The 26038-nt window shown below is 48.4% G+C and carries 22 protein-coding genes; 9 read left to right on the forward strand and 13 right to left on the reverse strand.

What is annotated here, in order from left to right; genetic code table 11:
• Positions 1 to 24 precede the first annotated feature (24 nt).
• On the reverse strand, positions 25 to 1992 hold the full coding sequence (locus ACJJIQ_RS05645) for a DUF3604 domain-containing protein (protein ID WP_445363968.1): 1968 nt from the start codon (positions 1990 to 1992) through the stop codon (positions 25 to 27).
• A gap of 282 nt (positions 1993 to 2274) precedes the next feature.
• Between ACJJIQ_RS05645 and ACJJIQ_RS05650 the strand changes: the two genes are divergently transcribed.
• Positions 2275 to 3954 carry an NAD-dependent malic enzyme gene (locus ACJJIQ_RS05650; RefSeq protein ID WP_282932344.1) on the forward strand — a complete coding sequence of 560 codons (1680 nt, stop codon included), beginning with the start codon at positions 2275 to 2277 and terminating at the stop codon, positions 3952 to 3954.
• A gap of 44 nt (positions 3955 to 3998) precedes the next feature.
• Here ACJJIQ_RS05650 and ACJJIQ_RS05655 read toward each other — a convergent pair whose 3' ends face one another.
• The 5 genes from ACJJIQ_RS05655 to ACJJIQ_RS05675 all read right to left on the reverse strand — a co-directional run bounded on the left by ACJJIQ_RS05655 (position 3999) and on the right by ACJJIQ_RS05675 (position 11018).
• On the reverse strand, positions 3999 to 5303 hold the full coding sequence (locus tag ACJJIQ_RS05655) for a patatin-like phospholipase family protein (RefSeq protein WP_445363969.1): 1305 nt from the start codon (positions 5301 to 5303) through the stop codon (positions 3999 to 4001).
• A 529-nt stretch (positions 5304 to 5832) separates the two neighbouring features.
• On the reverse strand, positions 5833 to 6453 hold the full coding sequence (locus ACJJIQ_RS05660) for a ligand-binding sensor domain-containing protein (RefSeq protein ID WP_445363970.1): 621 nt from the start codon (positions 6451 to 6453) through the stop codon (positions 5833 to 5835).
• 963 nt (positions 6454 to 7416) lie between these two features.
• Positions 7417 to 9552 carry an acylphosphatase gene (locus ACJJIQ_RS05665; RefSeq protein WP_445363971.1) on the reverse strand — a complete coding sequence of 712 codons (2136 nt, stop codon included), beginning with the start codon at positions 9550 to 9552 and terminating at the stop codon, positions 7417 to 7419.
• 637 nt (positions 9553 to 10189) lie between these two features.
• Entirely contained in the window at positions 10190 to 10732 is a 543-nt protein-coding gene (locus ACJJIQ_RS05670) for a hypothetical protein (protein WP_445363972.1), read from the reverse strand.
• Positions 10733 to 10742: 10 nt separating this feature from the next.
• Positions 10743 to 11018, reverse strand: a complete 276-nt coding sequence (locus ACJJIQ_RS05675; RefSeq protein ID WP_445363973.1) for a hypothetical protein — start codon at positions 11016 to 11018, stop codon at positions 10743 to 10745.
• A 420-nt stretch (positions 11019 to 11438) separates the two neighbouring features.
• On the opposite strand from ACJJIQ_RS05675, the gene ACJJIQ_RS05680 reads away from it, so the two are divergent.
• A complete protein-coding gene (locus ACJJIQ_RS05680) occupies positions 11439 to 11981 on the forward strand; it encodes a hypothetical protein (RefSeq protein WP_445363974.1) in 543 nt (180 codons plus the stop codon).
• Between the two features lie 46 nt (positions 11982 to 12027).
• Here ACJJIQ_RS05680 and ACJJIQ_RS05685 read toward each other — a convergent pair whose 3' ends face one another.
• From ACJJIQ_RS05685 to ACJJIQ_RS05695, 3 genes are all read right to left on the reverse strand, one after another.
• Positions 12028 to 12774, reverse strand: coding sequence for a siderophore-interacting protein (locus ACJJIQ_RS05685; protein WP_444907950.1), 747 nt, complete (start codon positions 12772 to 12774; stop codon positions 12028 to 12030).
• A 5-nt stretch (positions 12775 to 12779) separates the two neighbouring features.
• Entirely contained in the window at positions 12780 to 13229 is a 450-nt protein-coding gene (locus tag ACJJIQ_RS05690) for a MarR family winged helix-turn-helix transcriptional regulator (protein ID WP_445361594.1), read from the reverse strand.
• A 167-nt stretch (positions 13230 to 13396) separates the two neighbouring features.
• Positions 13397 to 15121, reverse strand: coding sequence for a hypothetical protein (locus tag ACJJIQ_RS05695; RefSeq protein WP_445361595.1), 1725 nt, complete (start codon positions 15119 to 15121; stop codon positions 13397 to 13399).
• A 438-nt stretch (positions 15122 to 15559) separates the two neighbouring features.
• Between ACJJIQ_RS05695 and ACJJIQ_RS05700 the strand changes: the two genes are divergently transcribed.
• From ACJJIQ_RS05700 to ACJJIQ_RS05710, 3 genes are all read left to right on the forward strand, one after another.
• Positions 15560 to 15952, forward strand: coding sequence for a hypothetical protein (locus tag ACJJIQ_RS05700; RefSeq protein ID WP_445363975.1), 393 nt, complete (start codon positions 15560 to 15562; stop codon positions 15950 to 15952).
• A gap of 185 nt (positions 15953 to 16137) precedes the next feature.
• A complete protein-coding gene (locus ACJJIQ_RS05705) occupies positions 16138 to 16635 on the forward strand; it encodes a type 1 glutamine amidotransferase family protein (RefSeq protein ID WP_445363976.1) in 498 nt (165 codons plus the stop codon).
• Complete coding sequence (locus ACJJIQ_RS05710) at positions 16632 to 16907, forward strand: type 1 glutamine amidotransferase family protein (RefSeq protein ID WP_445363977.1); 276 nt, start codon at positions 16632 to 16634, stop codon at positions 16905 to 16907. The genes ACJJIQ_RS05705 and ACJJIQ_RS05710 overlap by 4 nt, the downstream gene beginning before the upstream one ends.
• A gap of 820 nt (positions 16908 to 17727) precedes the next feature.
• On the opposite strand, the gene ACJJIQ_RS05715 is transcribed toward ACJJIQ_RS05710, so the two are convergent.
• The gene (locus tag ACJJIQ_RS05715) at positions 17728 to 17895 is read right to left on the reverse strand and encodes a hypothetical protein (protein WP_445363978.1); all 168 of its coding nucleotides are present in this window, start codon (positions 17893 to 17895) and stop codon (positions 17728 to 17730) included.
• A 150-nt stretch (positions 17896 to 18045) separates the two neighbouring features.
• A complete protein-coding gene (locus tag ACJJIQ_RS05720; RefSeq protein WP_445362101.1) occupies positions 18046 to 19173 on the reverse strand; it encodes an ISAs1 family transposase in 1128 nt (375 codons plus the stop codon).
• Between the two features lie 117 nt (positions 19174 to 19290).
• Here ACJJIQ_RS05720 and ACJJIQ_RS05725 point away from each other — a divergent pair, with 117 nt between their 5' ends.
• A complete protein-coding gene (locus ACJJIQ_RS05725) occupies positions 19291 to 20175 on the forward strand; it encodes an IS1595 family transposase (protein WP_445364792.1) in 885 nt (294 codons plus the stop codon).
• 145 nt (positions 20176 to 20320) lie between these two features.
• On the forward strand, positions 20321 to 20602 hold the full coding sequence (locus tag ACJJIQ_RS05730; protein WP_445363979.1) for a hypothetical protein: 282 nt from the start codon (positions 20321 to 20323) through the stop codon (positions 20600 to 20602).
• A gap of 112 nt (positions 20603 to 20714) precedes the next feature.
• On the opposite strand, the gene greB is transcribed toward ACJJIQ_RS05730, so the two are convergent.
• Positions 20715 to 21215 (reverse strand): transcription elongation factor GreB, encoded by a 501-nt coding sequence (gene greB, locus ACJJIQ_RS05735; protein WP_445363980.1) that lies wholly within the window; start codon positions 21213 to 21215, stop codon positions 20715 to 20717.
• Positions 21216 to 21254: 39 nt separating this feature from the next.
• Complete coding sequence (locus ACJJIQ_RS05740; protein WP_445363981.1) at positions 21255 to 23201, reverse strand: S9 family peptidase; 1947 nt, start codon at positions 23199 to 23201, stop codon at positions 21255 to 21257.
• A gap of 263 nt (positions 23202 to 23464) precedes the next feature.
• On the opposite strand from ACJJIQ_RS05740, the gene ACJJIQ_RS05745 reads away from it, so the two are divergent.
• Both ACJJIQ_RS05745 and ACJJIQ_RS05750 read left to right on the forward strand, forming a co-directional pair.
• Entirely contained in the window at positions 23465 to 24319 is an 855-nt protein-coding gene (locus tag ACJJIQ_RS05745) for a beta-keto acid cleavage family enzyme (protein ID WP_445363982.1), read from the forward strand.
• 247 nt (positions 24320 to 24566) lie between these two features.
• Complete coding sequence (locus ACJJIQ_RS05750; RefSeq protein WP_413662404.1) at positions 24567 to 26033, forward strand: alanine/glycine:cation symporter family protein; 1467 nt, start codon at positions 24567 to 24569, stop codon at positions 26031 to 26033.
• Positions 26034 to 26038 lie beyond the last annotated feature (5 nt).

Genomic DNA, 26038 nt, shown 5'->3' on the forward strand with positions numbered 1-26038 from the left:
CGTATATATTCGGGCTATTTGACTCTAGGGTGAATACCAAATTGGCGAGCTGAATGCTCGCCCCTGCTGGGTAAGGGGTACTTTTTCATCCATTTCAATACCGAAGCGTACCTTGTCAAATAGAGTCCATCGGGGTGTGGGTATCTCCAGGGCGCGCAGGTAGTAGACGGCTCTTTCCTTGGGGTTAAAGTCGGGATCTTTGAATACCGCGATTAGCTGAGGGGAGCCGATGGAGTCGGTGTATTCCGCCGTCTTCATATCCACAGTAGTCCCAACCGGGGGTAGTTTCCCCTCGGTATCCAGTTTACGGCTCCCAGACCACTTCACATTAAAGATCTTCTCCCGGGTGAGTCCGCTGCTATCCAACCAGCCCTTGATGATTTGAATACGGTCCAGGTTGGCGCCCTCAGGGTCTTTCAGTGCTGCGATAAGGAATGTCGGTGCCTGTCCCTCACTGGCTTGAGGTAGCTTCCCGCCCATTGGCACGCCTTTTTTATAGCCATTGGCGACCAGGTCACCGTGAATATCCTCATCGTTATAGTCATAGCCTCCAAAGAAGCGAACTGAGATCCGGGGGCCTGTGGTGGCGAAAGTCTCCTTGCGGTACATCGCATCCCATATTGCCTCCCGGGTATTCTCGTTGGCCCAGACTCCCGTAACGCCTGAGGCAGCTTGTTCCCAGCCGAAGTACTCTCCACCAACTCCCTTGAGCAGGGGAAATGCCCAGCGCTCCTTGTTGCTGGGTTCCAGGGTCTTGAACTTGCCAAAGAAGTTGTCCTGGTCCGGTGTCGAAAGCCCGGTATGGGTGTCGGTGGCTGCGTTTGCGCCTAGCACGAAAGGGTTGGTGCCCAGCTTCTCCTCCAGGCGTAGGCCAGACTTCAGTGCCTCCCTCCAGTACTCGTATTGCAGGGCACCGGGGGGCTTGGGCTTTAAGATCAGGTTGCCTCTATCCCACAGATCCCAGTTGGCAAATTCATCTTCCGGGGAGAGGGCAGGGTGGGACTCACTTTGTCCCTTTACCTGCACCAGCTCATAAAGGGGTTCATAGCGGGCGCGCATTTGTGCCCACTCCGGAGTGAGTTCGGAGCCATCAAACTGCCGCTCAATAAACATACGGCCATTAGACATATTGCCGTTGTGGGGAATGGCGAGTACCCGGCCGCCGGTTTTGTCCTCGTAGGCTTTCATCCACTCCCAGAGTTTTACCGGGTTCTCGGTATCAAAGGTGGTTAGGGGGAGCAGGGTCTTAGTGCGGTCTGCGCCATCACGAAAAATAATATTGCGGTGCAGGTTGTCGCCACCATCGGCGTTAACTGTCCACTCAAAGGCGATAAAGGTAGAAAACTCTCCGGGTTTGTAATATTTCTCTGCGGCTTCAACGGTTTTTTCCCAGGCGGATTTCATCCATTTGGGGTCCATTACCTGCTCGGGCAGTTTGCCTTCTGATTGAAGCACGATGACTTCACTTTTTGCTTCATTGGTTGCTTCTTCGCTACCTGAAATTAATGCCTCGTGCCATTTTTTCAAGGTGGCATTGGACATCATTTCCGGATTGCCATCGACGATCTCGCTGATAACTCCCATACCGTCTGAATGATCGGTGATCATGAACCAGTCGTAAGGGCGGCTGAGCTTGGCTTTCAGTCCGCTGTTGGAGGTAACAGTTTCTCCCAGGGCAAACCGATAGGCGTCATCGGGAGTAAGAATTGCGCCATCCAATCCCGCATCTACCGACCAGCCAGTATGGACATGTGTATCGCCAAAATAGACATTGCGAGCGATGCGTTTATCGCTGTCCCGTTGGGCTTCCAGCTCCGCTTCTATCTCCGGTGCCATCGCCGTAAGCGGCCTTTGTTTTTCTGGAGTGGCGCTCTCTGTCTGTCGGGCGTTTGAATTTGTATTTTTATCTCCGTCGGGCTTTTTACTGCAACTATAAAGGTTGAGTACAAGAATAAAGAGGAGCAGGGTTAATCCAGCTTTGCTCTTGTGCATCGATGGCGGCTCCATTTTCTGAATGTGTCGGATCACTTTTTAACTGAAAAAAATTCGTTGCGAAGAGAAGATAAATTACAGCTAGCATAGTTGAGCGACTCTGTGTATTCGCGAATTGGGCCACACTGGGGGCCTTGTTATCTATCGGCACAATAGATAGTCTTCGGCCCCAGTTGAGTTAGCACATTTATGTAACTTCAAGAACATGGTTGGCTAATTCAGTCATATTGAAATATGGCTACGCAATAATCATCGCTTCGGGCGATAGGCAAAAGCAGGCATATGAGTAACAACGAAAAGCGTCCACTTTACATCCCCCATGCAGGCCCCTCCCTACTGGAAATACCACTGCTCAATAAAGGCAGCGCATTTAGCTTGGAAGAGCGTCTCGAGTTTAATTTGGTCGGTCTTCTGCCGAATACCGTTGAGACGATTGAAGAGCAGGCCAAACGCGCTTACCTCCAATTCCAGCAGTGTAAGACTGGCCTGGAAAAACATATCTACCTGAGGGGAATCCAGGACGACAACGAGACGTTGTTTTTCTATCTGATCGAACACCATACGGAAGAGATGCTGCCGATTATCTACACCCCCACTGTAGGTGCAGCTTGTGAAGAGTTTTCCAGTATTTATCGCAACCACCGGGGATTATTTGTCTCCTATCCGGACCGGGAATATATCGACGATATTCTGCGCAGCGCCACTAAAGAGAACGTCAAAGTTATTGTGGTGACCGATGGCGAGCGGATACTCGGGTTAGGTGATCAGGGTATCGGCGGCATGGGTATCCCTATTGGCAAGCTCTCCCTGTATACCGCCTGTGGCGGTATCAGCCCGGCTTATACCTTGCCTGTCACCTTGGATGTTGGCACCAATAACCGCACTTTGCTGAATGATCCCATGTATATGGGGTGGCGCCATGAGCGGATATCCCAGGAAGAGTACGATGAATTCCTGGAGCAATTTATTGAAGCGGTAAAACGTCGCTGGCCCAAGGTATTGGTTCAGTTTGAGGATTTTGCCCAAACCAATGCCACGCCGTTGTTAGAGCGCTATCGCGATCGCCTGTGCTGTTTTAATGATGATATCCAGGGCACGGCGTCTGTAGCACTGGGTACTATCCTGGCTGCCTGTAAGACCTGGCAAGAAACCCTCGCCGCGCAGAAGGTGACGATAGTGGGTGCCGGTTCAGCAGGGTGTGGTATTGCCGAGCAAATCGTCAGTGCAAAAGTGCAGGCTGGCCTCTCCGATGCTGAGGCTCGTGAACAGATCTTTATGTTCGATCGCTACGGGCTTGTGACTTCCGATATGAAAGGCCTGCACGACTTCCAAGCGGCTCTGGCCCAGGACCCGAGCAAGTACGATGGAGTGTCCAGCTGGAACCTTGAGACATTGATCGGCAATGTTGAGCCCAGCATCCTGATTGGTGTGTCGGGGCAGGGTGGCCTGTTTACCCAGCCAGTAATCGAAGCTTTGCACAAGGGGCACCGCCGACCTTTGGTGATGCCACTGTCAAACCCCACTTCCCGTGCTGAAGCGACTCCAACTGAGATATTCAGCTGGACCAAGGGCGAAGCTTTGGTGGCTACCGGCAGTCCCTTTGCAGCGGTAGAAATCGATGGCCATCACTATGCGGTAGCGCAATGTAACAATGTCTACATATTCCCGGGCATTGGCCTCGGCGTTATTGCTTCCGGTGCTTCGAAAGTGACTGACAGTATGTTGATGGCAGCATCCAACGCCCTGGCAGAGCAGGCGCCGGTGGTGAAAGATGGCGAGGGTGCCTTATTGCCACATCTAAATGATATTCGCGAAGTGAGCATGCATATTGCCAGGGCAGTGGCTGCCCAGGCGCAATTGGATGGTGTTGCGCCCAAGGTGAGCCGTGAGCATTTAGAGCGTTTGCTAGAGCGCAACTTCTGGCGTGCAGATTACCGCTCTTACCGTCGTCGCTCTTTCTAAATGAAAGTGCTGGGCCCGCTGCGACTATCGCATCGGGCCTGCATTTAAGCCAGCTTTTCTCCGGTATAGAAAGAGTCCGGCTGGCGCAACACCAAGTAATCCTCCCAGTGGAATCCCTGATTCAAAAACTCAATTGCTGCATTGACGCCAGATAAGAACAGGTGTTCGCAGTGGTGGTCCGGCATGGAAAAATCCAGCCAGTGCGGGTTTTCTCCGGTATCGGTGGGATTGATGGGGATTTCTTTTACCAGCGCATGGTATTCCGCGTTCAGGCTCGCGCGCACATGGTTGTCGAGCATATTGCGACAAGTGCTGATCAGCCCCATCGCAAACCTTCCTACCTTATCTGATTTTGGCTGGTACAGGTCCACTTCCAACTTGATCCCAAAGGTTGGCAATTTGGGGGTGCCTATGGGTTTATGGAAGATATCGAAAGGGAAATTGGAGACAAGGCCGCCGTCAACAAATTCAATATCTTTGGGAAAGCCAGCGCGGAAAAAACGTTTGGGATCACCGATGCCTTTAATGCTGCGCCAATTCTCGGCGACAGTATTGCACTCACTTAATTGGGGGATGCCCTTTACGGTGTAGGGCTTAAAGAAACCGGGTACCGACATGGAGGCACGTACGAACTCCGAGGGGTTTACTGCGCTCGGATTATCGAAGTAGAGCGGCGCCTTGGCTGGAAATACCGCGCGGGTCTCGGTAGTGATATCCGCTGCCACCAGGGCAACCTCGCCGCTACCTATCAAGTGATCTGGTGTGCCGCGGTACAGGAGCTGTGGGAACTGGTTAATTCTCTGGTTGAGCTGTGCGGTGTTGGTAATGCCCAGCTGTTTCAACTCCGTTTGTAACCACTGGGTAAAGGTATCTCCCGGATTTAGCCCCTTATGCCTGAGCAGGTGCCGCAAGGTGCGGATAGAATCGAAGGGGTGCAGTGCCAAACTACTCATCAAGCCTTTGCCTTTGAGCAGGCGCTGTACCGTTTTGCGTGCATAGCGCTCGCCATCTTCAAAACTGGCAAAGTCCGCATTGGCCAGGATACCCAAGAGCTTTTCGCTCTTGCCAGTGCTCGGTGTACCGGCCGCTGCCAAGAAGAGTGCGTTGATGGCGCCCGCTGAGGTTCCTGCAATTTTGCGAAACCGAATTCCCGCCTTTTCCAGAATGTAGGTATATCCCACCAAGGCGATCCCCAGCATACCGCCACCTTCCATCACGATATCGACATACTGAAGGCCCTGGTTGTCCTGTACATCACTGAATACTTTTCCTTCAATGGTAGACTTGGATGCCTGCCAGTGTGCATCCGCTTTTGCGATGGCGTTTTCAACCCATGGCGATTTTTGCATGTCGGCTTTCCGTACTGTGACAGCGATCTACAAGAGAATTTAGACAATTTATCCGCTTGTAGGTGAAAAAGGCAGGGTATCACCCAGAATCAAATTCGTCATAGCATCTAGTCGTCTTTATTTTCTTTCCCGCTTGAATACTACTTGACTCATTAAACGATGAAATATCTCGCTGTGGCTGTGTTTGGATATATAGCGGGATTCGTACTTGCTGGCATGGTCGATGCAATGGCGTGGTGCTTACCTGATGGAGACTGAGGGTGAGTTGTTCAGGAGGACGATGTCATTTGCGAGAACAGCTTCCCTTCACTGCGAAATGGGAGGTCCACTTGTCCAGCCTTTGAAACCCACTGAGAGCTCCATTTATTGGCTGGGAAATGGTTTGGTCAGGAGAGTATCTAGTTGTTGGACTATTTACCTGATAAGTGCCGCGCCCCACCCAAAAAGGTCCAGAGGAGCACTTTTTGGGTGGGGCAACGAAATAGCTTGAAAATAATGAATATTATTCAGCAGATAAAGTTATTGCCTATTAAATTGAGACACCCATATTGCCTTCAGTACCGACACAGAATCCAAATATTTCATGGAAAAAGAGGCTTTTACATTCAAAATTGGAGGCGATATGGAAAGTGTCATTTGGGAATTTGGGGTCGTGAAGTCCCAGGTTGTGCTCGGTTCCCACGCAGTAGATATCATTTCTTGGGTCACCGGGCCTAAAGGCTATCCAATCCAGTTTCCAGCCGCCGAGATCACCCTGATCATCCCACTTGCCGTCAATAGGGTTCCATTGACCTACATTACCGTCAGCGCCTACACACCACATTACTCCAAAGTTATCGAAGGCAATCATTTTTAGGGGCCAGGGCTTTTTAATCTCAGGTTCCTCCCAGGCTCCAGCGGCGGTATTCCACTTGGCAAGATTACCTTTAGTCCCAACGCTCCACATGGCATTTGACTTGTCAAATGCAATCATCTTGGAGTCCCAGGATTGGTTGTACTCTTTTTTGTCAACGAGGCCAAAAGTTCTTGAATTCCACTTTCCGATATTATTCGAAGTACCCACACACCACAGGTTATCCTCTCTATCAAAAGTGACCATATTTAAGTGCCACGTTGAGAGGAATCCTCTGTCTTTAAAGTTCATTTCCATGATAAATCTCCTTAGGGTTTATGGATTAGGGTTTTTTGATACGCAGGGGTGTCAAAATTTTAAGGCTTAAAGTGAATTCATTTGAAAGCTAATAAATAATCCAGTTGGAGTTTTGGTTACATTTTGTTGACAGTTTTCAGACAAAAAGTATGCGCAGCCTTTTGAAAGAAAAGATGTTTTAGATGTGCTTAGCATTTTACAGCAAAGACATTTATTGTGCTGGCCTATTTGTTTTCCATTCGCCGGCTGTGGTCTATCCAATGGCGGCTATTACTGCAAAAAGTGAGATTGAAGCTTTGTGGATAATTATTTTTCTATTCACTAAAAGGCTGAGTTAAATAATAGAGCTGGCCACTCGGCTTGATAAAAACCTCCTAATCAGTTGTTTCAAGCGATCTTAAAACAAAGGGCTGTGGTTTAAAATCCTCCTCGACTAAAAGGGCGGGGATTGCTACAGGTGGTTGCTGCCTTTTGGTAGTAGTTAGTCAATATAAGGCCGATTAGAGCTACCAAATAGCGCGGGCTAGTTGGATTGATTTTTATAGGTTTCCACCTCGGCGCGTTTATCAAATAATCCTGACTTGTGGGATAGAATTTCTGTCAGATTTTCTCAGTGCTGTAGCAGCTTCGAAACCCTTAGGTAAAAAGCTTCGCTCGAGCGGCGGGTATTTATTTATTGCATTTTCTGAGAGGTTTCTTCAGGCAGGAAACAGCTGTTACTAAAAGCGGAGAGTGAAAGAAATACACGGCGCTCATGCTTTCTACTGCTGCTACAGGAACAAGGGGGGCGTTGAGGATTGTGATGATTTTCTGAGAAGCCAGGTGATGACGGTCTCCCCGGTTGATTTGAGTCCCGGGAAAGAAGCTCTCTATACGGCGAGGCTACGCGACATAGCGTCGGTCTGTGGGGGATACATACGCCAGCTTTATTGTATTGAGTAATGGTTGACGGTCATTGGAACTTCACTCCTTTGACGAAGTTCCAGGATGTGCGGCAGTACTTGAGTGATCAACCCGAAAGCCTTGATATTCGGTAATGGGGAGAGGTTCCAGATCGATATCGAAGCTTGGCTTTTCATGTGGGCCATATGCACATTGGTCAAGTAACGCGGCAAGGGCGGTATGAGAGCCCTGCGCCCATATCTCTACACTTTTGTCAGGTCTATTCAATACCTTTCCGACGATGCCCTTACTAAATGCTGAACGTTGAACCCACTTTCGATATCCAATACCTTGAACTTTTCCTTTGACCCTGATTCTCCAGTGTTGCAATTGAATTATAGTTTGTTCCAACTTGGGAAAGAGTTGCAGTAGCAATGCTGAGGCGACATCGCGCCCAACACCATAAGTGGGAAAGTAATGCCAATCTAGCGAAGGGCTACATGTGATTTGGCTTACCATCCAGTACTGAGAGGGTAATGGCCGACTAATGTCTTCTGCGACTATGTCGACTCCCGCAATTAGTGGATTAAATAGCGCCTCTACAGATTGGGTCGCAATTGATGCGAAATCTGCATGCAATATTTCACTGACGTCGCGAAAAAATTCTCCGAAGCGCTGTTGATGAGTCTCAATGTTATTACTTTCATAATTGCGGATTGGCTCTATCCCTCTTTCCAATGCGGCAACAACCTGTCCGCCAATGGTTAGGGCGCGAAATTTTCGGAGCCGAGAAGGCACTTTACCAGGATCATGGGTGGATGAAGTCAAGCTCGTATTGACCCCTGCTTCGTTTAGCCTCTTGTTTCGTAATACACGGTTTAGGCAGGCACGACGCGCTACTTGAGGCACAAGATCGGGGGTCGATTGATGAAACAAGACATGTTTGTCGCCGTATACGACACCAGAGATACTGGTGCTGATGTTGTAGGGCTTCAAATCGTATTTATATGCAGCCAAGCTGATCAGCGCGTTTTGTCGGTTTCGGAATCTTGGTGTGTAGAATGGATAGTTCCATGGTGCCGCTAGTCTGATAGGGTGGAGCCCAGGACAATACTGGCCTTTCTCGGCGTGCTGAATGGTGCGGGCTGGCCCGGAGGCACTGAATAGATATTCCAGAAGTAGCCTTGGGAGGTCGATCGGTTTACCAAAATCAGGAAAAACTGGTGTTGAGGTTGCAGAGTTTGTATTGACTTCGATCACATAGGGAGAGCTGGCTGTCTCGGAGGAGTTGTCAGGGACAATAATATCCACTCCAACATAGTAAATCCCAGGAAATGCACTGGCTGCACGCTCTGCAACCTGAATGACCTCAGTGTCGAGTCTGTCCAATAACTGAATACTTTCTCCTCCCGCAGAAATATTTGCTACGCCCGCCAACCAGATGCGTTCTCCTTCAGCAGGCACATATTCACGGGAAATACCATTCACATCCAGCAGTTCTGTTCTGAGTATGTAGTCCGAGTCCACACGATACTTTGGGTTGCGTTTACTTTTATTGTTTTTTTTCTCCGAGATTAGTTCGTTGATGTTATGCGTTCCATCTCCAATGACGTTGGGAGCAATTCTCAGGCAGGCAGACACCGCGCATCCCCCGATAACATTCACTCTCAAGTCGCAGCCACTGATATGGCGCTCGATGATTATTTTATTTGATTTGGCGCTGGCGGTTTTCCAGGCATCTTGCAATGCATCGACCGATGTGATCCCCGTGGTAATACCTCGGCCATGACTACCTGTAACTGGCTTGATGACCACAGGGTAGTGAAGTGTTGAGAAATAGTCTGTTGCAGCTTTGATATCGTCGAAGACCCGACCTGTTGCCACGGGGACACCATTCCTAGCAAGCAAGTCTTTCGTCAGATGCTTCTGTTGAGCGCAAGCACGATAGGCCTCAGATACCAGTGCAGAGTTTCCGCAAAAGAGTACATATTTTTCTTGATATGTAATCTTGTATAAATCTTTGGAGTAATAGTCGACCTGCATTCCCATATCTTTGGCTGTTTCAGTAATCAACAGCTGATTAATTTCTCCTTTCATTCCGAAATACTTCGAATCGAGATAGCTATTTTCACGCTCAAAGAGGTCGCTTTTTAGCAGGTTATCTAAGGAGAAAGAGGGTGATTGCTTGGCATTGACGTTTTCAACAATTTGGGTCATGGCTGAACACTATTCACTGCATTGATGGGGGATTTGAACTGAGAAATGCAATCAAAAAGGCAAGTATCCTGCCGAGAGTCAGGCCGCTCGTCATAGTATCTGAGACCGCTTCGCAAGAATTGGGTGATGGCAAGCTTGCTAACATTTTGGCGTCGATAAGATTGAACAGCGAAATGCAGGATGATTCTTGCGAAGCCTTTGCCAGATTCTCACAGTTGGATATCGGCAGGCGCAGTATGATTGTAGTCAATGGGAGGCTGTTGAAAGCTCGCTTCTACAATGAGGGGGAAATTGTGACACTTGGCTCGGAGCTTTTACCCTGCTTGATATGAAAACAAGGTTCAAAAAAATGAAGATGGCTACCTTTGCGATACAGAGGCTCAATCTGGTCAGAGTTAGTTGGTTATATACTCGTGTAAGATAGTTCTTCTTTATGGCGGTGAGTAAGAGGGTATTCTTGGTTTATAGGTGCGATTTATTGATCTGCGGCTCTATTACTGATCGAAGGTTGAAACTTGCCCTTTGTTGACTATGGGGGCGCTGGGAGCCTGCCAGATTCAGCTTGCGCTAATTGTCTACGATGTTGATTAAGCTGCCGGATGGTATCAAGGGTTGGGGCGGGCTCGCTAGGGTCCAATTACTCGTCAATCTTGTAGAAGTGGGGTTCGCAGTTGCTATTGGCGTTATTGGTTATATGAATAATTTCGGTGGCTACAAATAAATAGCTGTAAGTACTGAAGTGCCCATACCTGCCGGGGCCGTGTAGTTCGCCTTTTGCGATAAGAAAATGACTGCTCCAGTCTGCAACCTCAATATCTGGTTGCGAACTGAACCAAATAGATTTGGGTTCGATTACTCTATCAGTTTGAGCTTCTAGAAGCTGGATGTTACAGGGCTCAAAGGTGTGCGTTTCTGGCTCTATGGCTAAGTTGTCTCTGAAGTACCCAATTAGTTTTCTATCTGTTTGATCAGTACATGTTTCGATGAGGGAAAGAGTGGTAGGGAAGTCCTGGTCTGGGGTGCGCTGGTATTCTAAGCCGCAGTTTCTACTTTTCTCAATAGTCTGTTGCGGTAAGTTATAGCCACCGAATCGCTCTCCCGCACAGCTGGATAGCAGTGGTATCGCTACTAGAAGTACGCGCCTAAAAATCTCATGTTGAAATACTACCCTAAAGATCATTAGGGTGTATTTAATTGTGGGCACAATTAGTTTGTACTGTTTGTTCCCCCTTTTTGGCTATTGGCATCCAGCCTAAATAGGTGCGGGCATTTTCATAATGATCCATACCCACTTCCCAGGTGGTATTAGCGTCCCCATTAATAGATCTTGTTGATTTCCATATTACCCGTACATAGCCGCGGCTGGTGGCATCCCCTTTATGGGGCAGGCGTTCGCGGCAACTGATCCACTGTGGGAGTTCTGGAGTGGCCACTTTGTCTGTTATTGAGGGGGAGTGATTGATCAAATGATTACTCCTTTTGAAAACAGGGTTTTTATTGGAATTTTCTAAACCAGCTTTCTAGCTCGGCAGCTTCTGCTCACTGCCTAATCGCTTCGGATGAGTATAGTTGCTGTTTGTGATTTCTGCCGCCTGATAAGCTCGGTTACTACGGAAAGTAAAGGTTAGTTTGTAAAGCACTAGAGGGCGCCATACTAAAGTTGTTAACACCCTTGGATCTGGCACTTGAATAGTGCGGGCGGAACTTACTACTGGGGTGGAAGGAAAGAATACACCGCACTCGAGACACGCTGTGAATACATCCTTGTAAGCTCCTAATCGGCACCCATGCCTCATAGGGCCCCAAGCGCGGTGTATTCTTTCCTTTTCCCTTATTGGTAGGTGGCAGGTAAACCCTTTGTGGATCGGACTGGGATGATGTTAAAAGTGGCTGCTCTAGTCGTGAGTATTTTTGCGCTGTTATGGATATTGATCGTTGCGGTTAACTCTGAAGTAAGTAGCGCTGGAGGAGGCAAGCTATCCAGCGATCCCTTTGAATATTGCGCGACAGTATTGAATGATGACAACCCAGTTCAGCGCTTTGCCGGACAAGCTATGCCAGAGGAAATCGTTGATGGTATCAGAAGAGCGGCCAATCTCGGTGCAGAGGCGCCTGAAGATTGGATCGCGAGGGGGACCTATTGGCGATGTATGGATGGAAGTGTCTATGCCTGCTTTGTTGGGGCTAATCTCCCCTGTGATGAGAAAGCTGACACCAGTCGGGAGCCGAGTGGTGCGATGCTTTCCTATTGCAAAGATAATCAAAGTTCCGGGACCATTCCTGCGGTAGTGGCTGGCCGTGCCTCTATGTATGAATGGCGCTGTAGGTCGGGTGCCCCGGAAATTATCAGGCAGATATCTAAACCCGATGCCCGGGGTTTTTTGTCTAATTATTGGTATCGGTTAGATAGGCCTGTTTCTGTTGAGTAGGGAAAGCCTATAATCAGAAGGCTTTCTCTTCCCGCCTATCTATAAGTTATCCCTGTCCTTCCATCTTTTCATTGTCCATGCGCTTGGCGAGTTTGTGGCCTTCGTCCGACTGCCCAATTTTCCAGTAACTGGAGATATAAATATGGGTTTTGGGGATTACTCTTTCCTGCTTAAAGAATTGCCGTAGGGTGCGCATGCTGTCGAATTCACAGGCGGCCCATACGGAGGCCTGTCCATCGAGCCAGGTTAGTGCCTGTAATTTTTCCAGGAGTTTCTCGCCGGATGGAGCCGGATTGATAATCCATTGGATTTGCAGGTTCTCTGGGTGTTCCAGCTCCTGAATATCAGCTTCACTGGAGACCTCAATTAATGCGTATCCCTTTGCATCCTTGGGTAGCTCCGCAAGGTTTACGCTGATGGCTGGCAGTGCAGTCATGTCCCCCAATAGTAAAAACCAGTCTGCCTCGGGATTGGTCATTTTTTTGGGGCCGGGGCCGCGGGTTAAGATCGTATCGCCGGGCTGTGTTTTAAGTGCCCAGCTTAGAGCGGGCCCTTCGTGTTCATGCAGGGCGAAGTCGATATCAATTTCAGTTTCACGCTGGTGTCTGATGGTATAGCTTCGCAATAGCGGGCGCTCGCTTCCAGCTTGTGGAAACAGAAATTTGATATAGGCGCTTTCCTGATTGGGGGCGAGAGTTTTTAGATCATCGCCACCGAGGGTGATGCGCAGCATATTTTCAGTAACTTGTGTCCTGCGAATAACGACCAATTCTCTGGTAACTTTCTCGGCCATAGGGTTTAGCTCCTTTCGTCAGGGGTGGAGTGCTCTTTCATATTAGCGACCATAACGCTGGCAATGCGGGCGAAGTTTTCTAGCTCTTCAGTACTCAAGTTGCGAGTCATTTGCCTGGCCACTTCAGTTTCTTGTCCGCTTACTTTTTCCAGCGTGCTTATTCCGTATGTAGTTAGTGTCAAAAACTGGCTGCGCCGATCATTGGGGTTGTCGGTCTTTTCGATTAACCCTGAGTGCACCAGGTCGTTCAGCACACGTGTTACTTGGGCTTTGTCCAAATTCATCCGCTGGGCAATTGATCGGGCAGTACTCAGTGGAAATTTGAAGACACCTTTGAGTACCCGTATATGGCTCACCGGCAAGCCAATTTGCTGCTCCTGTATGCCAGCTCGCAAGCGCCGTTTGTAGGCGTGAATAAGCTGGTGGAGGGATTCATTGATTGCGGTGTCTTTCATGGCGCCATGCTAACTGGTTGATAGTGTCAACCTTATTGATATTGGTTGACACTGTCAACTAAGCTCAGGTGGAAGGAGGTTGGGTTGATAGTCTGTGGAGGGTAATTTGGTTGGGGGTGCAGAGAGGCTGGGAAGGGGGTACCCCTTCCCGTGAGCTTAATTAGGTGCTACCAAGTTAAGCTGATATCGGTTCCATCAAACTTTACATCTGAATCGTACACATACTTCAAGGTGCCTTTCCAGAAGGAGCCGTGCCATTCCCAGTCGGCATCGTAACTGACTTCATTGAGCACCCTCTGTCTAAAAGCATCAAAGCTCCCGTAGCGCTCTTCACTTCCCATGATGACGACCCAGGTCTGCTCGTTCCAATCACAGGTCACAGTGTTGGAGTCACCGTTGCCACAGGGGTAGCGGACGGCAACGTATCCATCATCTTCCCTACCAAACTTCCAGTTACCGCTGCGGGACTCCTCCTCGAACTCTTCGGGCCACTGTAGAGCGACATCGGAGCCGCCGGAGTGAAACAGTTCTATCTCCGGGTAGGGGTTGTATTGGATCACGGCGACATTGTTTACCTGCTTTATTTTCGGCAGGTGGTCATTTTGCATGGTGCTATTGCCGTCGCCGACTTTTGCCCAGATAGACTGGGAACCGGTGGTGGCTATCCAGGGGGTTTGTTGGTAGCCCTGGCGGCCTCCCCAATAATTCTGGATGGAGTGCATCATAACTCCGCCATCTTTGTACATGGAAAAGTTGGCCGAGGAGAGTACGGAGCTGCGGCTGAATACAGCCCCCGCCTTGGCGGCCGCAGGGGCGGCTGCTTCGGATAGTCCCAGGAACTGGTCAAATGCTTTGAGCCCCTCATAACCTTCGAGTTGGTATTTGCTGGCGAACCAGGCGGTATCCGCTGCGACATCGGGGTGGAAGTAGGCTCCCTGGCTCCAATAGAAGGGTACGCGCTCTTCCCGGGGAAAGTCTGCATAGATCTCGTTTCTGGCATCCCCCAGCGAATGGCCGACTGAATAATTTATGTTGAGATCTTTACCGAAATATTCGAAAACCTCATCGGTGATTTCCAACCCGGATGTGGCGAGCATTACGCCGGCGGGACTGGGGGTGCGTACTGACTCTTTGCCCAGACCTGTCAGGAGGTAGATAATCCGGTTGATATTCCCTCCGGACCCATTGCGGCGGTAGCCGTCATTACTGCGCCCGGCTGCGGCGAAGTTGATCCCCTGGTCGTTGGTCACCAATAAAATATCTTGCAGCAAGCGATGAGCAGCGCCGATTGCAAGTTCACGAATTTCCTCATCCTCTGCAAAGTCTACGAGGTTTAGCAGTGCCGAGAGGGTATAGGGGTAGTAAACAGGGGAGTAGAACTCATAGAAACCATATTGGTTCTTCACTTCCAGATAGCGCTTTAGGCGCTTATAAGTTCTGTCGTCCTCAAATGCCCCATATTTCTCCTGGAGGAGATATTGGGCAGAGGTGTACATGATCATATGGTTTTCTGAAGCAAAGACATGGTCACCCGTCCCGCCTTCTTTAAACCAGAAGTGATAGCCGTCGAGTGCGGCAAAGAGTTCGTCTTTTATTTCGGGGCGGAAGAATAAGATGCGGATTAGGCGGGTGAGAGTGAAGTCAGAATTTTTCTTGCCGCCGTTGCGGAGTACATCCAGGTTCTTATTTAGCGCATCCCAGTTGAGATCATCACCGGTGTATGCCTGAAGTACGACGGCAGTATCGTTGGTAGAGGTGACTCCTTCCTCAATATATTGCAGCTGCCTGTCAATATAGGCGCTCTCATCAAAGGACTGGGCTTGAGACGTCGCTGACTGAATCGCCAATCCTAATAAAATCGGGTACAGCACTCCTGCTGATGGCACTTTCATAAGTACTAGTTCCTATTTGGTTTTAATTGATTTATAAAATAAATACAAGCGTACCACTTATCTATTACATAAATTTGGCGCTTGAGAAGCTAGTTATTTTCTTTCGGGATTAGTTGCAAAAACGATCAGCGGATATTGCTGGTTCTCAAATTGAAAATATTTTTTAAGTGGTCATTCTTGAGAAGTAGGGGGCTAGTGCTTTATCTAATTTTTCTGGCGTTTCCGCTGTGTCTAATTGGTACGCAGGCGTACTCAAGATAAATCTGGTTTATGTTCTGTATTATTGGGTAGGTAAAGTAGAAAAGTTACTCTGTCATCTCGGGTGGGGTTGTGATTCGTACGCGAGGTTATTTTCCATTGAGTGACGATGGTTCTTCTATATTGTGGTGTGATTCGCCAGTAAATATTGCAGTGGTCCTACAGTTCTAGGAGAGGGAGATGAAAAACCTACTGATATTCTTTGCAGCCGGAAGCCTCGGTGCTTTGGCAAACAGTATTGCGGTGTGGCTATTTGGCCAGTTGGGGATTAATGCCGCTTTTGGCGTATCAATTGCCCCTCCTCTATCTCCTGAGTGGCTTTATCCTCGTATTGTTTGGGGTGGCTTATGGGGACTGCTATTTATTCTTCCGTTCTGGTCATCGAAGTTACTTTTAAAAGGAACTCTTCTTAGTTTGTTTCCCTCTGCATTTCAATTGTTTGTGGTTTTCCCTGTGATGGTTGGGAAGGGTGTTGCCGGATTTGAGTTGGGAGTCTTAACACCAGTCCTGGTGTTGTTTTTCAATTGGATTTGGGGTGTTGTTACTGCCCTAACTATTAAGGCTGCTCGGTAATAGGGTGTTAACTTTGTGGTGGTAGGCTTGGCGCTATAGAAATGTTGGCCGTTGTTACTTTTGGGGCAGTTTGACCTCGCTATATCGCTTTTCTCCTGCAAGCTATCGATCTTATGTCAAGGTTGTACGTTACTCATGTAATCTATCTATTTCGTATCAAAGTTATTCGAATGGGGAAGTTGAACGTGGGAAAAACGGCAAAAATTTGTAGCCTTATCTGTTCTATGATAATTCTTGTGATGGGCTTTATTGCAACTTCACAAGCAGCTGAGACTAAGCGGATACTAATCGTTGCTTCTAATCTTCAGGATATGGGTGATCCGGAGAAACACGATGCAAGAAATAATTTGTGGGAGTACGCTCCGCCTTACCATATTTTTGTTTCCCATGGGTATGACGTGGACTTTGTTTCGCCAAAAGGTGGGGTGGTCCCGTTTATGATGGATCCACTGGGGATTAGTAGTTACACCATCAAACATGAAGGTTTTTTAGAACGGGCAAATAGTTCACTAAAGCCTGAGCAAGTAGTTATAGAGAATTATGCAGCTGTTTATATCGGTGGAGGCTATGGAACCTTATTTGATGTGGCATCCAATCGTGAGCTGCTAAATATTATGGGATTTACCAGAAAGGGGGAGTTGTGGGCAGCTGTGGCCATGGGGCAGGTGCGTTTGCTGATGTGAAACTGAAAGATGGCCATTATATGGTAAAGGGTAAGAAGGTTGCCGGTTTCCCGAACTCTACAGAAGAAGAGAAGTCATGGGCTAAGCAGGGTACTTTATTACCGTTCTTGGTAGAGGAACGCCTTCGTGAGAATGGAGCCATTATTATTAATAAGGATAATGTTGCTGATAAGCATGATGTAATATCTGATCAGCGTATTGTTTCTACAATGTTTTTACCTTCTTCTGCACTGGTTGCAAAAGAAATGTTGGGTTTAATCGAGAGCAACTAAATTGCTCCAGTACTTTATTGTGTATTTTCTCTGTCGTTAGGCAGTCACTCTGCGGGTCAAGCTCTAACGAGTTTGGCCTCAATGCGACCAATCTCTACCTGTTAGTTTCAATATGCTATAGCGCGGGCATGCCAACTCGGGATCACTCGATCGCCCTGTAGCTTAATCTTGTCTCTGCATATTTATCTGCCATTCTTTCTAAAGGGAGCTGAAATCGGCGGCAGTGAATATGCGTCCATTTGTTGTATTAATAATATCGGTAACTTTGGGGAAGCTGGCCTATATGTTTAGCCCCTCTCTGGGGAACAATGTAATAGTGGCTCTATTGGCCCTGTTGGGTGTGGTTCCCTATTTGTTAATGCCGATTAGATCTGAGTTTTTCAGGGCGCAAATTCTTCAATGGGCTAAACAGAATAATATTGGCGTTTTGAGACTCGAGAGTAGGGGGTTTTCCAAAGGACGATTGTTTTGGCGTGTATCTGATGCGCAATGCGTCTTCTGTGTTACCTCAAGAGAAGCCACTTACTGGGTGGCCTGCGGTTCATGGTTGCTGGGTTCCTATAGTCGGAAGCTAATCATATATAAAGAGGTTGGGGGTGCCTTGGATTTGATTGCAGCATTTGACGGAGATAGTTGCCAGGCTGAGTGATTCTGATCGGTGCTTACTGGACTAGAGGGTTTGATTTGATAGCAGCAATGTGAATATAAATGTATTTTTGCTTGCGATTCATTATAAGAAGCAACCTATCTCGATAATTCTGTAAAGGATTCCCAGGCTGACGAGCAGAAAATTGCTGATCTGGGGCAGGATATCAAGAATTTACAGGCAGATATCAAACCCCTGACTGCCAGCATCGTTACGCTGGATATTGCCGATGCCACTGTTATCTCTCTCGGTACGGTTGCTTCTATCGTGGCTTTTCCAGAGGGCTTGTTGAAATGGTTTGTGATGGGGCCGGTGGCTGCTGCAAAAATTGTTGCCGATCAAAAGAATACCTAATTACCACTCTTGCTAAGTTATGCGTAACTGTATATAAATACAGCTATCTCGTTGATCTGCAAGGGAATACGCCATGGCTCGCAACAAGGTACAGTTTCAGAAGGGTATTAGTTTCAGGGCTGTCCCATATAAATCAGTCTAAATGGTGGCTGTAATTATCTTGTCCAAGGTTTCATTATCCCAGCCAGCCTTTTTCCGAAGCCTTTTAATGCTCATGTCTTTTTTAAAGCTGGGCTTTGCCGCTTGCAACTGATTGAGTGCCGAATGCCTCAAGATCGCCATGTTTTCTGGTGCATTTCCTGATCTGAAGCGACTATCATCCTCACGAAAAACCACATCTAAAATCCAGTGTAACGAGTTTTCAACACCCCAGTGAGAGCGAATAATATGATTGAGTTCTGCTGAGCACGGCTCTAAACTACTGATATAGTAGCGCGTTTCGCAACTAGTTCGCCCATCTACAGTTCGTTTCGCCTGGACTGCGATAACACTTCTTAGACCGTGCCATTGCTCTTTACCTTCGAGCCAATCAATACTGTTAGTAGAGAGACATTTTCTGGATTCTATTCGGCCTCGGCTCACCTCTTCCACACAATCAGTATCGACATGCTTGTGGTGCTGCATATCGAACAAATTATTAAAATGCGTGGTAATTTGCTGGTGCAGTTTGTCCTGGTTGCCCTTCACAGCAATCACATAATCGCCGCCTCGTTCGATAATTTTCTGAGTGATCGTTTTCTGGCAGCCCATGGCGTCAAGCGTAATAATCGCACCATTAAGATCAAGAATCTCCAGTAACTTCGGTATGGCCGTAATCTCATTCGACTTTTCTTCTACCTTTTGCTGAGCAAGGACAAGTCGCGCCTCGGACGCAAAAGCACTCACCATATGTATAGGAGATCGTTTACTGGCCTGATCGAAGCTGCGCCTTAGCGTCTTGCCATCGATCGCAATCACGTTACCGAGTTCTTGCTGAATACCTTGGACCCACTGCAGAAAGCAGCGCTTAAATTGTTCGGGGTCTAAGCTTGAAATAACACGGCTAAAAGTGTTTTTTGAGGGTATTCCGCTATTTAGCGGGGTGAATCGTTTTAGGTAATCTATCTTAGATTCTGCGAAATCGACAAAATCTCTACAGCTTTCAGCACCACAAATAACACCGCAAAACATGATAAGTAAAATATCGGGCAGGGCGTGCAGCTTGTGCCGATCAACTCGAGGATCTTCCATGTCGTCAAAGTGATGTAAAAGGCTAACGCTATCCATTTTGTCTGAAAAACACTCTATTTATCAAAAAAGATAGCTATTCTAGGTCTATTTTGTTCGTTTTTACACCGATTTATATGGGACAGCCCTGGTATTAGTTTGACCCAATTCCTCAAAATGTACGGCAGCGAGGAACAGTGCTTCGATGCACTGTCGCAGTGGCGTTGGCCCAATGGCTTTAGTTGTCCTCACTGCGGGCATGACAAGCATTGCGACCTCGCTTATCGCAAGCTTAAGCAATGTAACCATTGTCGGCGTCAGACATCGATTACCTCTCGTACAATTTTTGACTCCACGAAGCTCCCCCTCACCACCTGGTTTCTCGGTATTTTCCTGATTACTCAGGATAAGAAGGGCATTTCCTCTATGGAGCTATCTCGACATCTAGGTATCTCTTACAACGCAGCATGGCGTATGAAGCAGAAACTCATGCAAGTGATGATGGAGCGAGACCAACGATACAAACTGTCCGGTTTTATTGAACTAGATGATGCCTATCTCGGTGGTGAGCGTACTGGATGCAAGCCCGGGCGCGGAGCCAAGGGTAAAACTCCCTTTGTGGCGGCCGTTGAAACAACCAAGGAGGGACGCCCAACCCGTATTAAGCTCTCAATTATCAAGGGCTTCAAAAGCAGTGAAATTTCAACCTGGAGTAAAAAGTACCTTTGCAGTGGCAGCACAGTCATCTCAGATGGTCTTCCATGCTTCAATGCCATTAAGGAGGCCGGTTGTGTACATGACAAAATTGTTTGTGGTGGTGGCCGAGCTTCTGTTGAAGAGCCTGAGTTCTATTGGGTAAATACAGTACTTGGTAATTTAAAGAGTGCGCTACGTAGCACTTACCATGCTATTAGGCCGAAATATGCACAGCGCTATTTGGCAGAATTTCAATATCGCTTTAATCGGAGGTTTGATTTGTCGGCACTCATTCCAAGATTGATTTACGTCTCTCTTCGGACACCACCGATGCCAGAAAGGTTGCTAAAAATTGGCTTAGCATAAGTGGTAATTAGGAAAGAATATTCAGGATCAACAGGCAGAGATGGACCTGATCACTGCTGATGTATCCACTCTACAAATATTGTCTCAGAGCTTTGGGCAGCTAGCAGAAGAAACCCAGCAAGTTGAAGATTATTTATAGGTCGTATTGCAAGAGTGGCAAACACTTGAAAGTGATGTTTCCGGTGCGATAAGTGATATTCAAACTGCGATTTCAGATGAAGAGGGGGCAAACTATATAGCAGTTATTAATGGCCTCAACGAAGCGGTGGCCGAGTGGAATGATGCCTATTCCCAAGCGGGAAGCCTGTTTATTGAGTTCAACGTGAACAATGCAGCTTTGAAAATTAGAATGAGTTCAGAGCAGGTTAAATCTGCTTTTTCTGCTGGAAGCACTGTTGGTGTGATTCAGTATTATAATAATCTCTGAAGATGTTCTTGCAGTTTAGTTTTGAAGGCTTATTTCTGTGGAATAAGCCTTTTTAATTACGGGATTGCTAAATTGACTCCTTCAAGCTAAGTATTTGAGAAAGCCAAGATCTCTACTCCTCGTAACAAATGTCAGTAATATAGAAAGTCTGCCACTTTTCCCCCTGACGGATATCCACTTCATCATCGAGCTTGCGCCCTAATAAGGCACGGGCAACGGGGGAGTCCATAGATATCAAGCCTGCTTTTACATCGAATTCATCGGGTCCTACAATGCGGTAGCAAACGCTCTCTCCCTCATCATCTTCAAGCGTTACCCAGGCCCCAAAAAAAACCTTTTCCTTATCGTCTGGTATTCGATCTACAACAGTGATCTCTTCCAGGCGCTTGGTTAGAAAGCGCACGCGGCTGTCGATTTCCCGCAGTCTTTTTTTACCGTAGATATAGTCTGCGTTTTCCGAGCGATCTCCCAGCTTGGCGGCGTCGCTAACTGCCTGGGTTACCCGGGGGCGCTCCTCCTCCCAGAGGTGCTTAACTTCGGCGCGCATACGCTGCGCACCCTCTGCGGTGATGTAGCGGGAGCCGCGTGGACGCGGCGGTCTCCATCTTCCCATAGTATTTTTTTAAACTCTTTTTAATGCAACATTATTTAATTATAGGTTTTCGATGGTAATTCCCGGGCCGGGTTCCGCGAGCGGAAAATTAAATATGCGGCTGTAGAATTCAAGCTCTCCCTCAAGAGCCAACTTGATACTGTCGCCACTGCGGAATCCATGTCCTTCGTTGGCAAATGTAATATAAGACACCGGAATGCCGCGCTCCCTCAGGGCATCCACCATGGTTTCGGCTTGGTTGGGTGGTACTACCTTGTCCTCCATGCCCTGGAAGAAAATCACGGGGCAATTCAGCTTTTCCACATCGTTAATGGGTGAGCGCTGAAGGTAGACTTTTTCTGCGGAAGGCCAGGGTCCTACCAGTTTATCCAGGTAGCGGGACTCAAACTTGTGGGTGTCTTTGGCGAGGCTGCTCAATTCCCCAATTCCATAATGGCTGGCACCTGCTTTAAAGGTATCGTGGTAAGTCAACGCTGCCAGCACTGTGTAACCGCCGGCACTACCACCTTTGATCAGCAGGCGATTGGGGTCGGCGAGCCCATCTTCTACCAGGTATTCTGCACCGGCGCAGACATCTTCCACGTCGTAGATGCCCCACTTATCGGCGAGGCGGTCCCGATATTCGCGGCCATAGCCGGTACTGCCGGAGTAGTTTACGTCCAGAATGGCAAATCCCCGGCTTGTCCAGTATTGAACTTTCAGGCTGAGGCCTGCTGATGTGGCGCCGGTGGGGCCTCCATGACTAAATACAATCAGCGGTGGCTTGTCGCCACTGGGTGCTTGGAAGTTGGGGTTGTGGGGTGGGTAATAAAATCCGTGTACCGCACGATTATCCACTTGGAAAGTGACGGCTTGAGCGATGGAGAACAAATTGGTTGGCAGCGAGCTGCTATTGCTACTGGCAATCTGTTCCGTTTTACCCGCCTTTTGGTTAAAGCTAATAACAGCGGGAAAGCTCTCTGCACCTGCGGCAATCATCACCCCGTTGCCATTTTCACAGTGCAGGCTTTCGATATCACAATAAGGCTGGGGAAGAGTTTGATGCTCTCCGCTTTTTATGTCGACCTTTCCAAGGTGCCAAGTGCCATTCTGGGTGTAAGTACAGAGGATTTCCGTGGGGCTAATAAAGCCGTAAGTAGACATCCCAAATACCCACTGTGGTGTGGCGAATTCTGCTTCTTTTTCCCACAAGGGTTCGCTTTGTCCCAGCCTATATAGGTTCCACCAGTTGTTGCGATCAGAGACATAGCAGAGTTCGCCCTCAGGAGACCACTGGGGCTGAAAGACGGATTCATTCTCACCGCCGGCTACTTGGGTGACTTCACCGATATCCCCCACCTGATCGAGTTTGGCGATACAGAGCTCTGTCGCGTCCCAGGGGAGGTTAGGGTGGTGCCAGCGCAGAAAAGCCAGTTGATCACCGGCCGGATTCAGGGTTGGGTTCGAATAAAAGTCTGCCCCTTCTTGAAGGATTGTCGGTGGATTAGCCAGTGGGTTGTTTAGGTCTACCGCGATAATGCGTGCACGGGGTTCCTCGCCCTGCTGGTGGCCACTGGTATCTTCCTCGACACAAACTAATCGATTTCTCAGGGGATCGATAATCAGATCGGCGTAGCGGGAGCTATTTTCTGCGGTGATTGCTTCGGGGATCGCATTGTCGAGCTTCATGCGATAAATGCGCTGATCTTCTGCCAGTACGAAATAGGCGGTGTCACCGTAAACAAGATAACTGCCGCCTCCGTATTCATGGGCTTTGGTGCGCACGGCGATTGGGGCGGGGGTGAGATCTTTGCGGCCATTTTTTGGGCAATACTGCACCAGTACATTCCTGCCTTTTTCAGACGGGCGGGACTCCAGCCAGTAATAGCGGCCATCTACTAAATTGGCTTCTGCCAGGCGAACGCTGCCCTCCACAAGAAGTTCTGCGTTGATTGCAGATTTCCAGCTGCCGTAAGGGGCGATGGTTGGAGTGATAGTCTCGCTCATGAGGTACTTACTTCCTTATTGGGTTTTTTCGCATTCTGCCGAGATGAATCCGGGGAAACAAGGTGCCTTGGCGGGGGCCCTATGATAGTCTCGTATAACCAAGCAAGCGCTTGGTGCTGTATTTTGTCGATGCGCTATCCAGAATCAGCTCTTCCACTCGCCTTGGTCCTTTTACGATCAGTTGGTGCTGTAGGAGCGACGCGCACACGCTGGATAGCCCTGTAAACAGCGGCCTTAACAAAGATAATTCAGGAGAGCCAGCGATGTTTGATGAAGTGGTGATTACTTGCGCCCTAACCGGAGTGCTTACCAACCCCCAGCAGCACCCGGTCCCGGTAACCCCCAAGGAAATGGCGGAATCCGCCCGTGAAGCCTACGATGCGGGGGCTTCCGTTATGCATGTTCATTTCCGCGCGCAAGAGGAAAACAAAGGCCATTTACCCACCTGGGACCCGCAAATAGCCTTGGAAATTGCCGATGCAATTCGCGATAAATGCCCTGGCGTTATTCTAAATTTTTCAACTGGCACTATCGGACGGGATCAGCAAGGCCCCTTGAGTTGTGTGCGTGCCGGTAGGCCGGAAATTGCCGCCTGTAATGCGGGAAGCCTGAACTATTTAAAGGCCCGATCCAACGGCACCTGGGCTTGGCCACCCATGGTATTTGATAACCCGGTCGATAAGGTAGAGGAGCTGTTGGCAGTTTGTCGGGAGACCGGTACCCGCCCGGAATTTGAGTGCTTTGATATCGGTATCGTTCGCTCTGTGGGAATGTATGCGGATGTAGGGATGGTGGATAAGCCCAACTACAACCTGGTGATGGGAGTGGCTTCAGGTATGCCTGCCGATCCCGATTTACTGGAAATTATTCCAAAATATATGAAGCCCGGGAGCTTATGGCAGAGCACAGTGATCGGCCGTGAGGAAATCTGGCCGGTGCATCGCAAGACTGCAGAATTGGGCGGCCATTTGCGCACAGGAGTTGAAGATACCTTTTACTTGCCGGGAGGAGAGCGAACTTCAGGGAATGGTCAATTGATTGAGGCTCTTGCGGCTGTAGCTGAAGAGACAGGGCGAAAGGTGGTGTCCCCGAGTCGGGCGCGAGAGATTTTCTGCTAAAAGCAGCATGTGCCAATGATTGCGTCCGGCCCCTTGCTGCGGAATCACTTTCCGAGGCTGTAGACTGTCAGCTATTACTTTTCCTCCTTTTGGGCCGCATCAGAATACTGATGCGGCTCTGTTATATGGAGCCGATGGGCTCTGTTTTTCCAGCATTAACTCCAAGGTGACTAGTAGATTGGCCTGCTAGTCTTAGAGCCAAATAACAGATTTGTTTAATAACGATAAGTTGTCCTGGGAGTGGTCAATGCAAGGGTTTCTGGATCATTTCACTACCCTGATCGAGTGGGCAAACCTGCTTGCCTGGGGTGGCGTCGGTGGCATCTGGTGGCTTGGAATCTTGATTTTAGGATTGCTGCCGGCGGGGCTCTACTTTTCTATTCGCACTCGCTTTATACAATTTCGTCACTTTGGTCATATGGTCAAAGTCATGATTCGTGGCATCCATAAGGAAAATGAAAATTCAGTAACCGCATTTCAGGCATTTGCCACTAGCGCAGCTGCGAGAATCGGCACCGGGAATATTGCTGGTGTGGCTGTGGCTATAACCGCGGGCGGGCCCGGAGCGGTGTTTTGGATGTGGCTGGTGGCCTTGCTGGGGATGGCTACCAGTTTGGTGGAGAATACTCTCGCGCAAACTTACAAAGAGCGCGGCGATGTTCCCGGGGCGTTTCGCGGCGGGCCTGCCTATTACATTGAAAAGGGGCTGGGACCACAGTGGAAATGGCTGTCCCTGACTTTTTCAGTTTTTCTCATGATTTGTTACGGATTTACCTTTAATGCTGTGCAGTCAAATACGATGGCTGCCGCATTGTATGGAGCTTGGGGTGTAAGCCCTTTATGGGTGGGTTTTTTTATTGCGCTCTTTGCCGGGATTATTGTTTTTGGCGGTATTCGTTCAATTGCGCGATTTGCCGGTATTGTTGTCCCTTTTATGGCAATTGGTTACTTGTTGGTAGCATTCTATGTTCTGGTCGCCAATATTGCTGAATTACCTGGGGTGCTGTTGGAAATTCTGGCAAATGCCTTCGGGTTTCAGGAGGCTGGGGCGGGGGCCTTTGGTGCGGCGGTGGCCAATGGAATCAAGCGGGGCCTGTTTTCCAATGAAGCTGGACTTGGCTCCTCGCCCAATGTCGCTGCTGCTGCAGATGTAAAACACCCAATGGTGCAGGGATACGTGCAAATGGCATCGGTATTTCTCGATACCATTATTATCTGCACTTCCACGGCAGCAATTATCTTGGTGGCAGATGTCTTTATGGTCGGCAATTTGGAAGGGGTTGAGTTGGTTCAAGACGCACTGGCGAGTGAGGTGGGTACCTGGGGAAGCAGTTTTATTGCTACTGCATTGATGTTTTTTGCCTTTACATCAATTATCGGTAACTACTATTACGGCGAAACCAATATTTATTACCTCTACCATACCCGAACATCCATTTTATGTTATCGGCTATTGTTTTTAATGTTCGTGCTTTTTGGGGCTTGGGTGGCAGATACGGGAAGTGCGGAAAACTTTGTCTTTCTTTGGCGTATGGCCGATGTCTCGATGGGTTTTATGGCATCGGCAAACCTTATAGCTATCTTACTTTTGTCTGGTGTGGCCTTTAAGGTAATGGCAGATTACGAGAGTCAGTTGTCTTCCGGGGTGCGTGAGCCGGTGTTCAATGGAAGTAAATTTAAAATAAAAGGCATTGAGCACGATGTTTGGGGTTGATACCA

The sequence above is a fragment of the Microbulbifer maximicatervae (SeqCode) genome (genome assembly GCF_052468295.1).

Coding starts and splice junctions, on each gene's coding strand:
- ACJJIQ_RS05645 (WP_445363968.1), bottom strand. CDS start 1,992: ATGCACAAGAGCAAAGCTGGATTAACCCTGCTCCTCTTTATTCTTGTA.
- ACJJIQ_RS05650 (WP_282932344.1), top strand. CDS start 2,275: ATGAGTAACAACGAAAAGCGTCCACTTTACATCCCCCATGCAGGCCCC.
- ACJJIQ_RS05655 (WP_445363969.1), bottom strand. CDS start 5,303: ATGCAAAAATCGCCATGGGTTGAAAACGCCATCGCAAAAGCGGATGCA.
- ACJJIQ_RS05660 (WP_445363970.1), bottom strand. CDS start 6,453: ATGGAAATGAACTTTAAAGACAGAGGATTCCTCTCAACGTGGCACTTA.
- ACJJIQ_RS05665 (WP_445363971.1), bottom strand. CDS start 9,552: ATGACCCAAATTGTTGAAAACGTCAATGCCAAGCAATCACCCTCTTTC.
- ACJJIQ_RS05670 (WP_445363972.1), bottom strand. CDS start 10,732: ATGATCTTTAGGGTAGTATTTCAACATGAGATTTTTAGGCGCGTACTT.
- ACJJIQ_RS05685 (WP_444907950.1), bottom strand. CDS start 12,774: ATGGCCGAGAAAGTTACCAGAGAATTGGTCGTTATTCGCAGGACACAA.
- ACJJIQ_RS05690 (WP_445361594.1), bottom strand. CDS start 13,229: ATGAAAGACACCGCAATCAATGAATCCCTCCACCAGCTTATTCACGCC.
- ACJJIQ_RS05695 (WP_445361595.1), bottom strand. CDS start 15,121: ATGAAAGTGCCATCAGCAGGAGTGCTGTACCCGATTTTATTAGGATTG.
- ACJJIQ_RS05700 (WP_445363975.1), top strand. CDS start 15,560: ATGAAAAACCTACTGATATTCTTTGCAGCCGGAAGCCTCGGTGCTTTG.
- ACJJIQ_RS05720 (WP_445362101.1), bottom strand. CDS start 19,173: ATGGATAGCGTTAGCCTTTTACATCACTTTGACGACATGGAAGATCCT.
- ACJJIQ_RS05725 (WP_445364792.1), top strand. CDS start 19,291: ATGTACGGCAGCGAGGAACAGTGCTTCGATGCACTGTCGCAGTGGCGT.
- greB (WP_445363980.1), bottom strand. CDS start 21,215: ATGGGAAGATGGAGACCGCCGCGTCCACGCGGCTCCCGCTACATCACC.
- ACJJIQ_RS05740 (WP_445363981.1), bottom strand. CDS start 23,201: ATGAGCGAGACTATCACTCCAACCATCGCCCCTTACGGCAGCTGGAAA.
- ACJJIQ_RS05745 (WP_445363982.1), top strand. CDS start 23,465: ATGTTTGATGAAGTGGTGATTACTTGCGCCCTAACCGGAGTGCTTACC.
- ACJJIQ_RS05750 (WP_413662404.1), top strand. CDS start 24,567: ATGCAAGGGTTTCTGGATCATTTCACTACCCTGATCGAGTGGGCAAAC.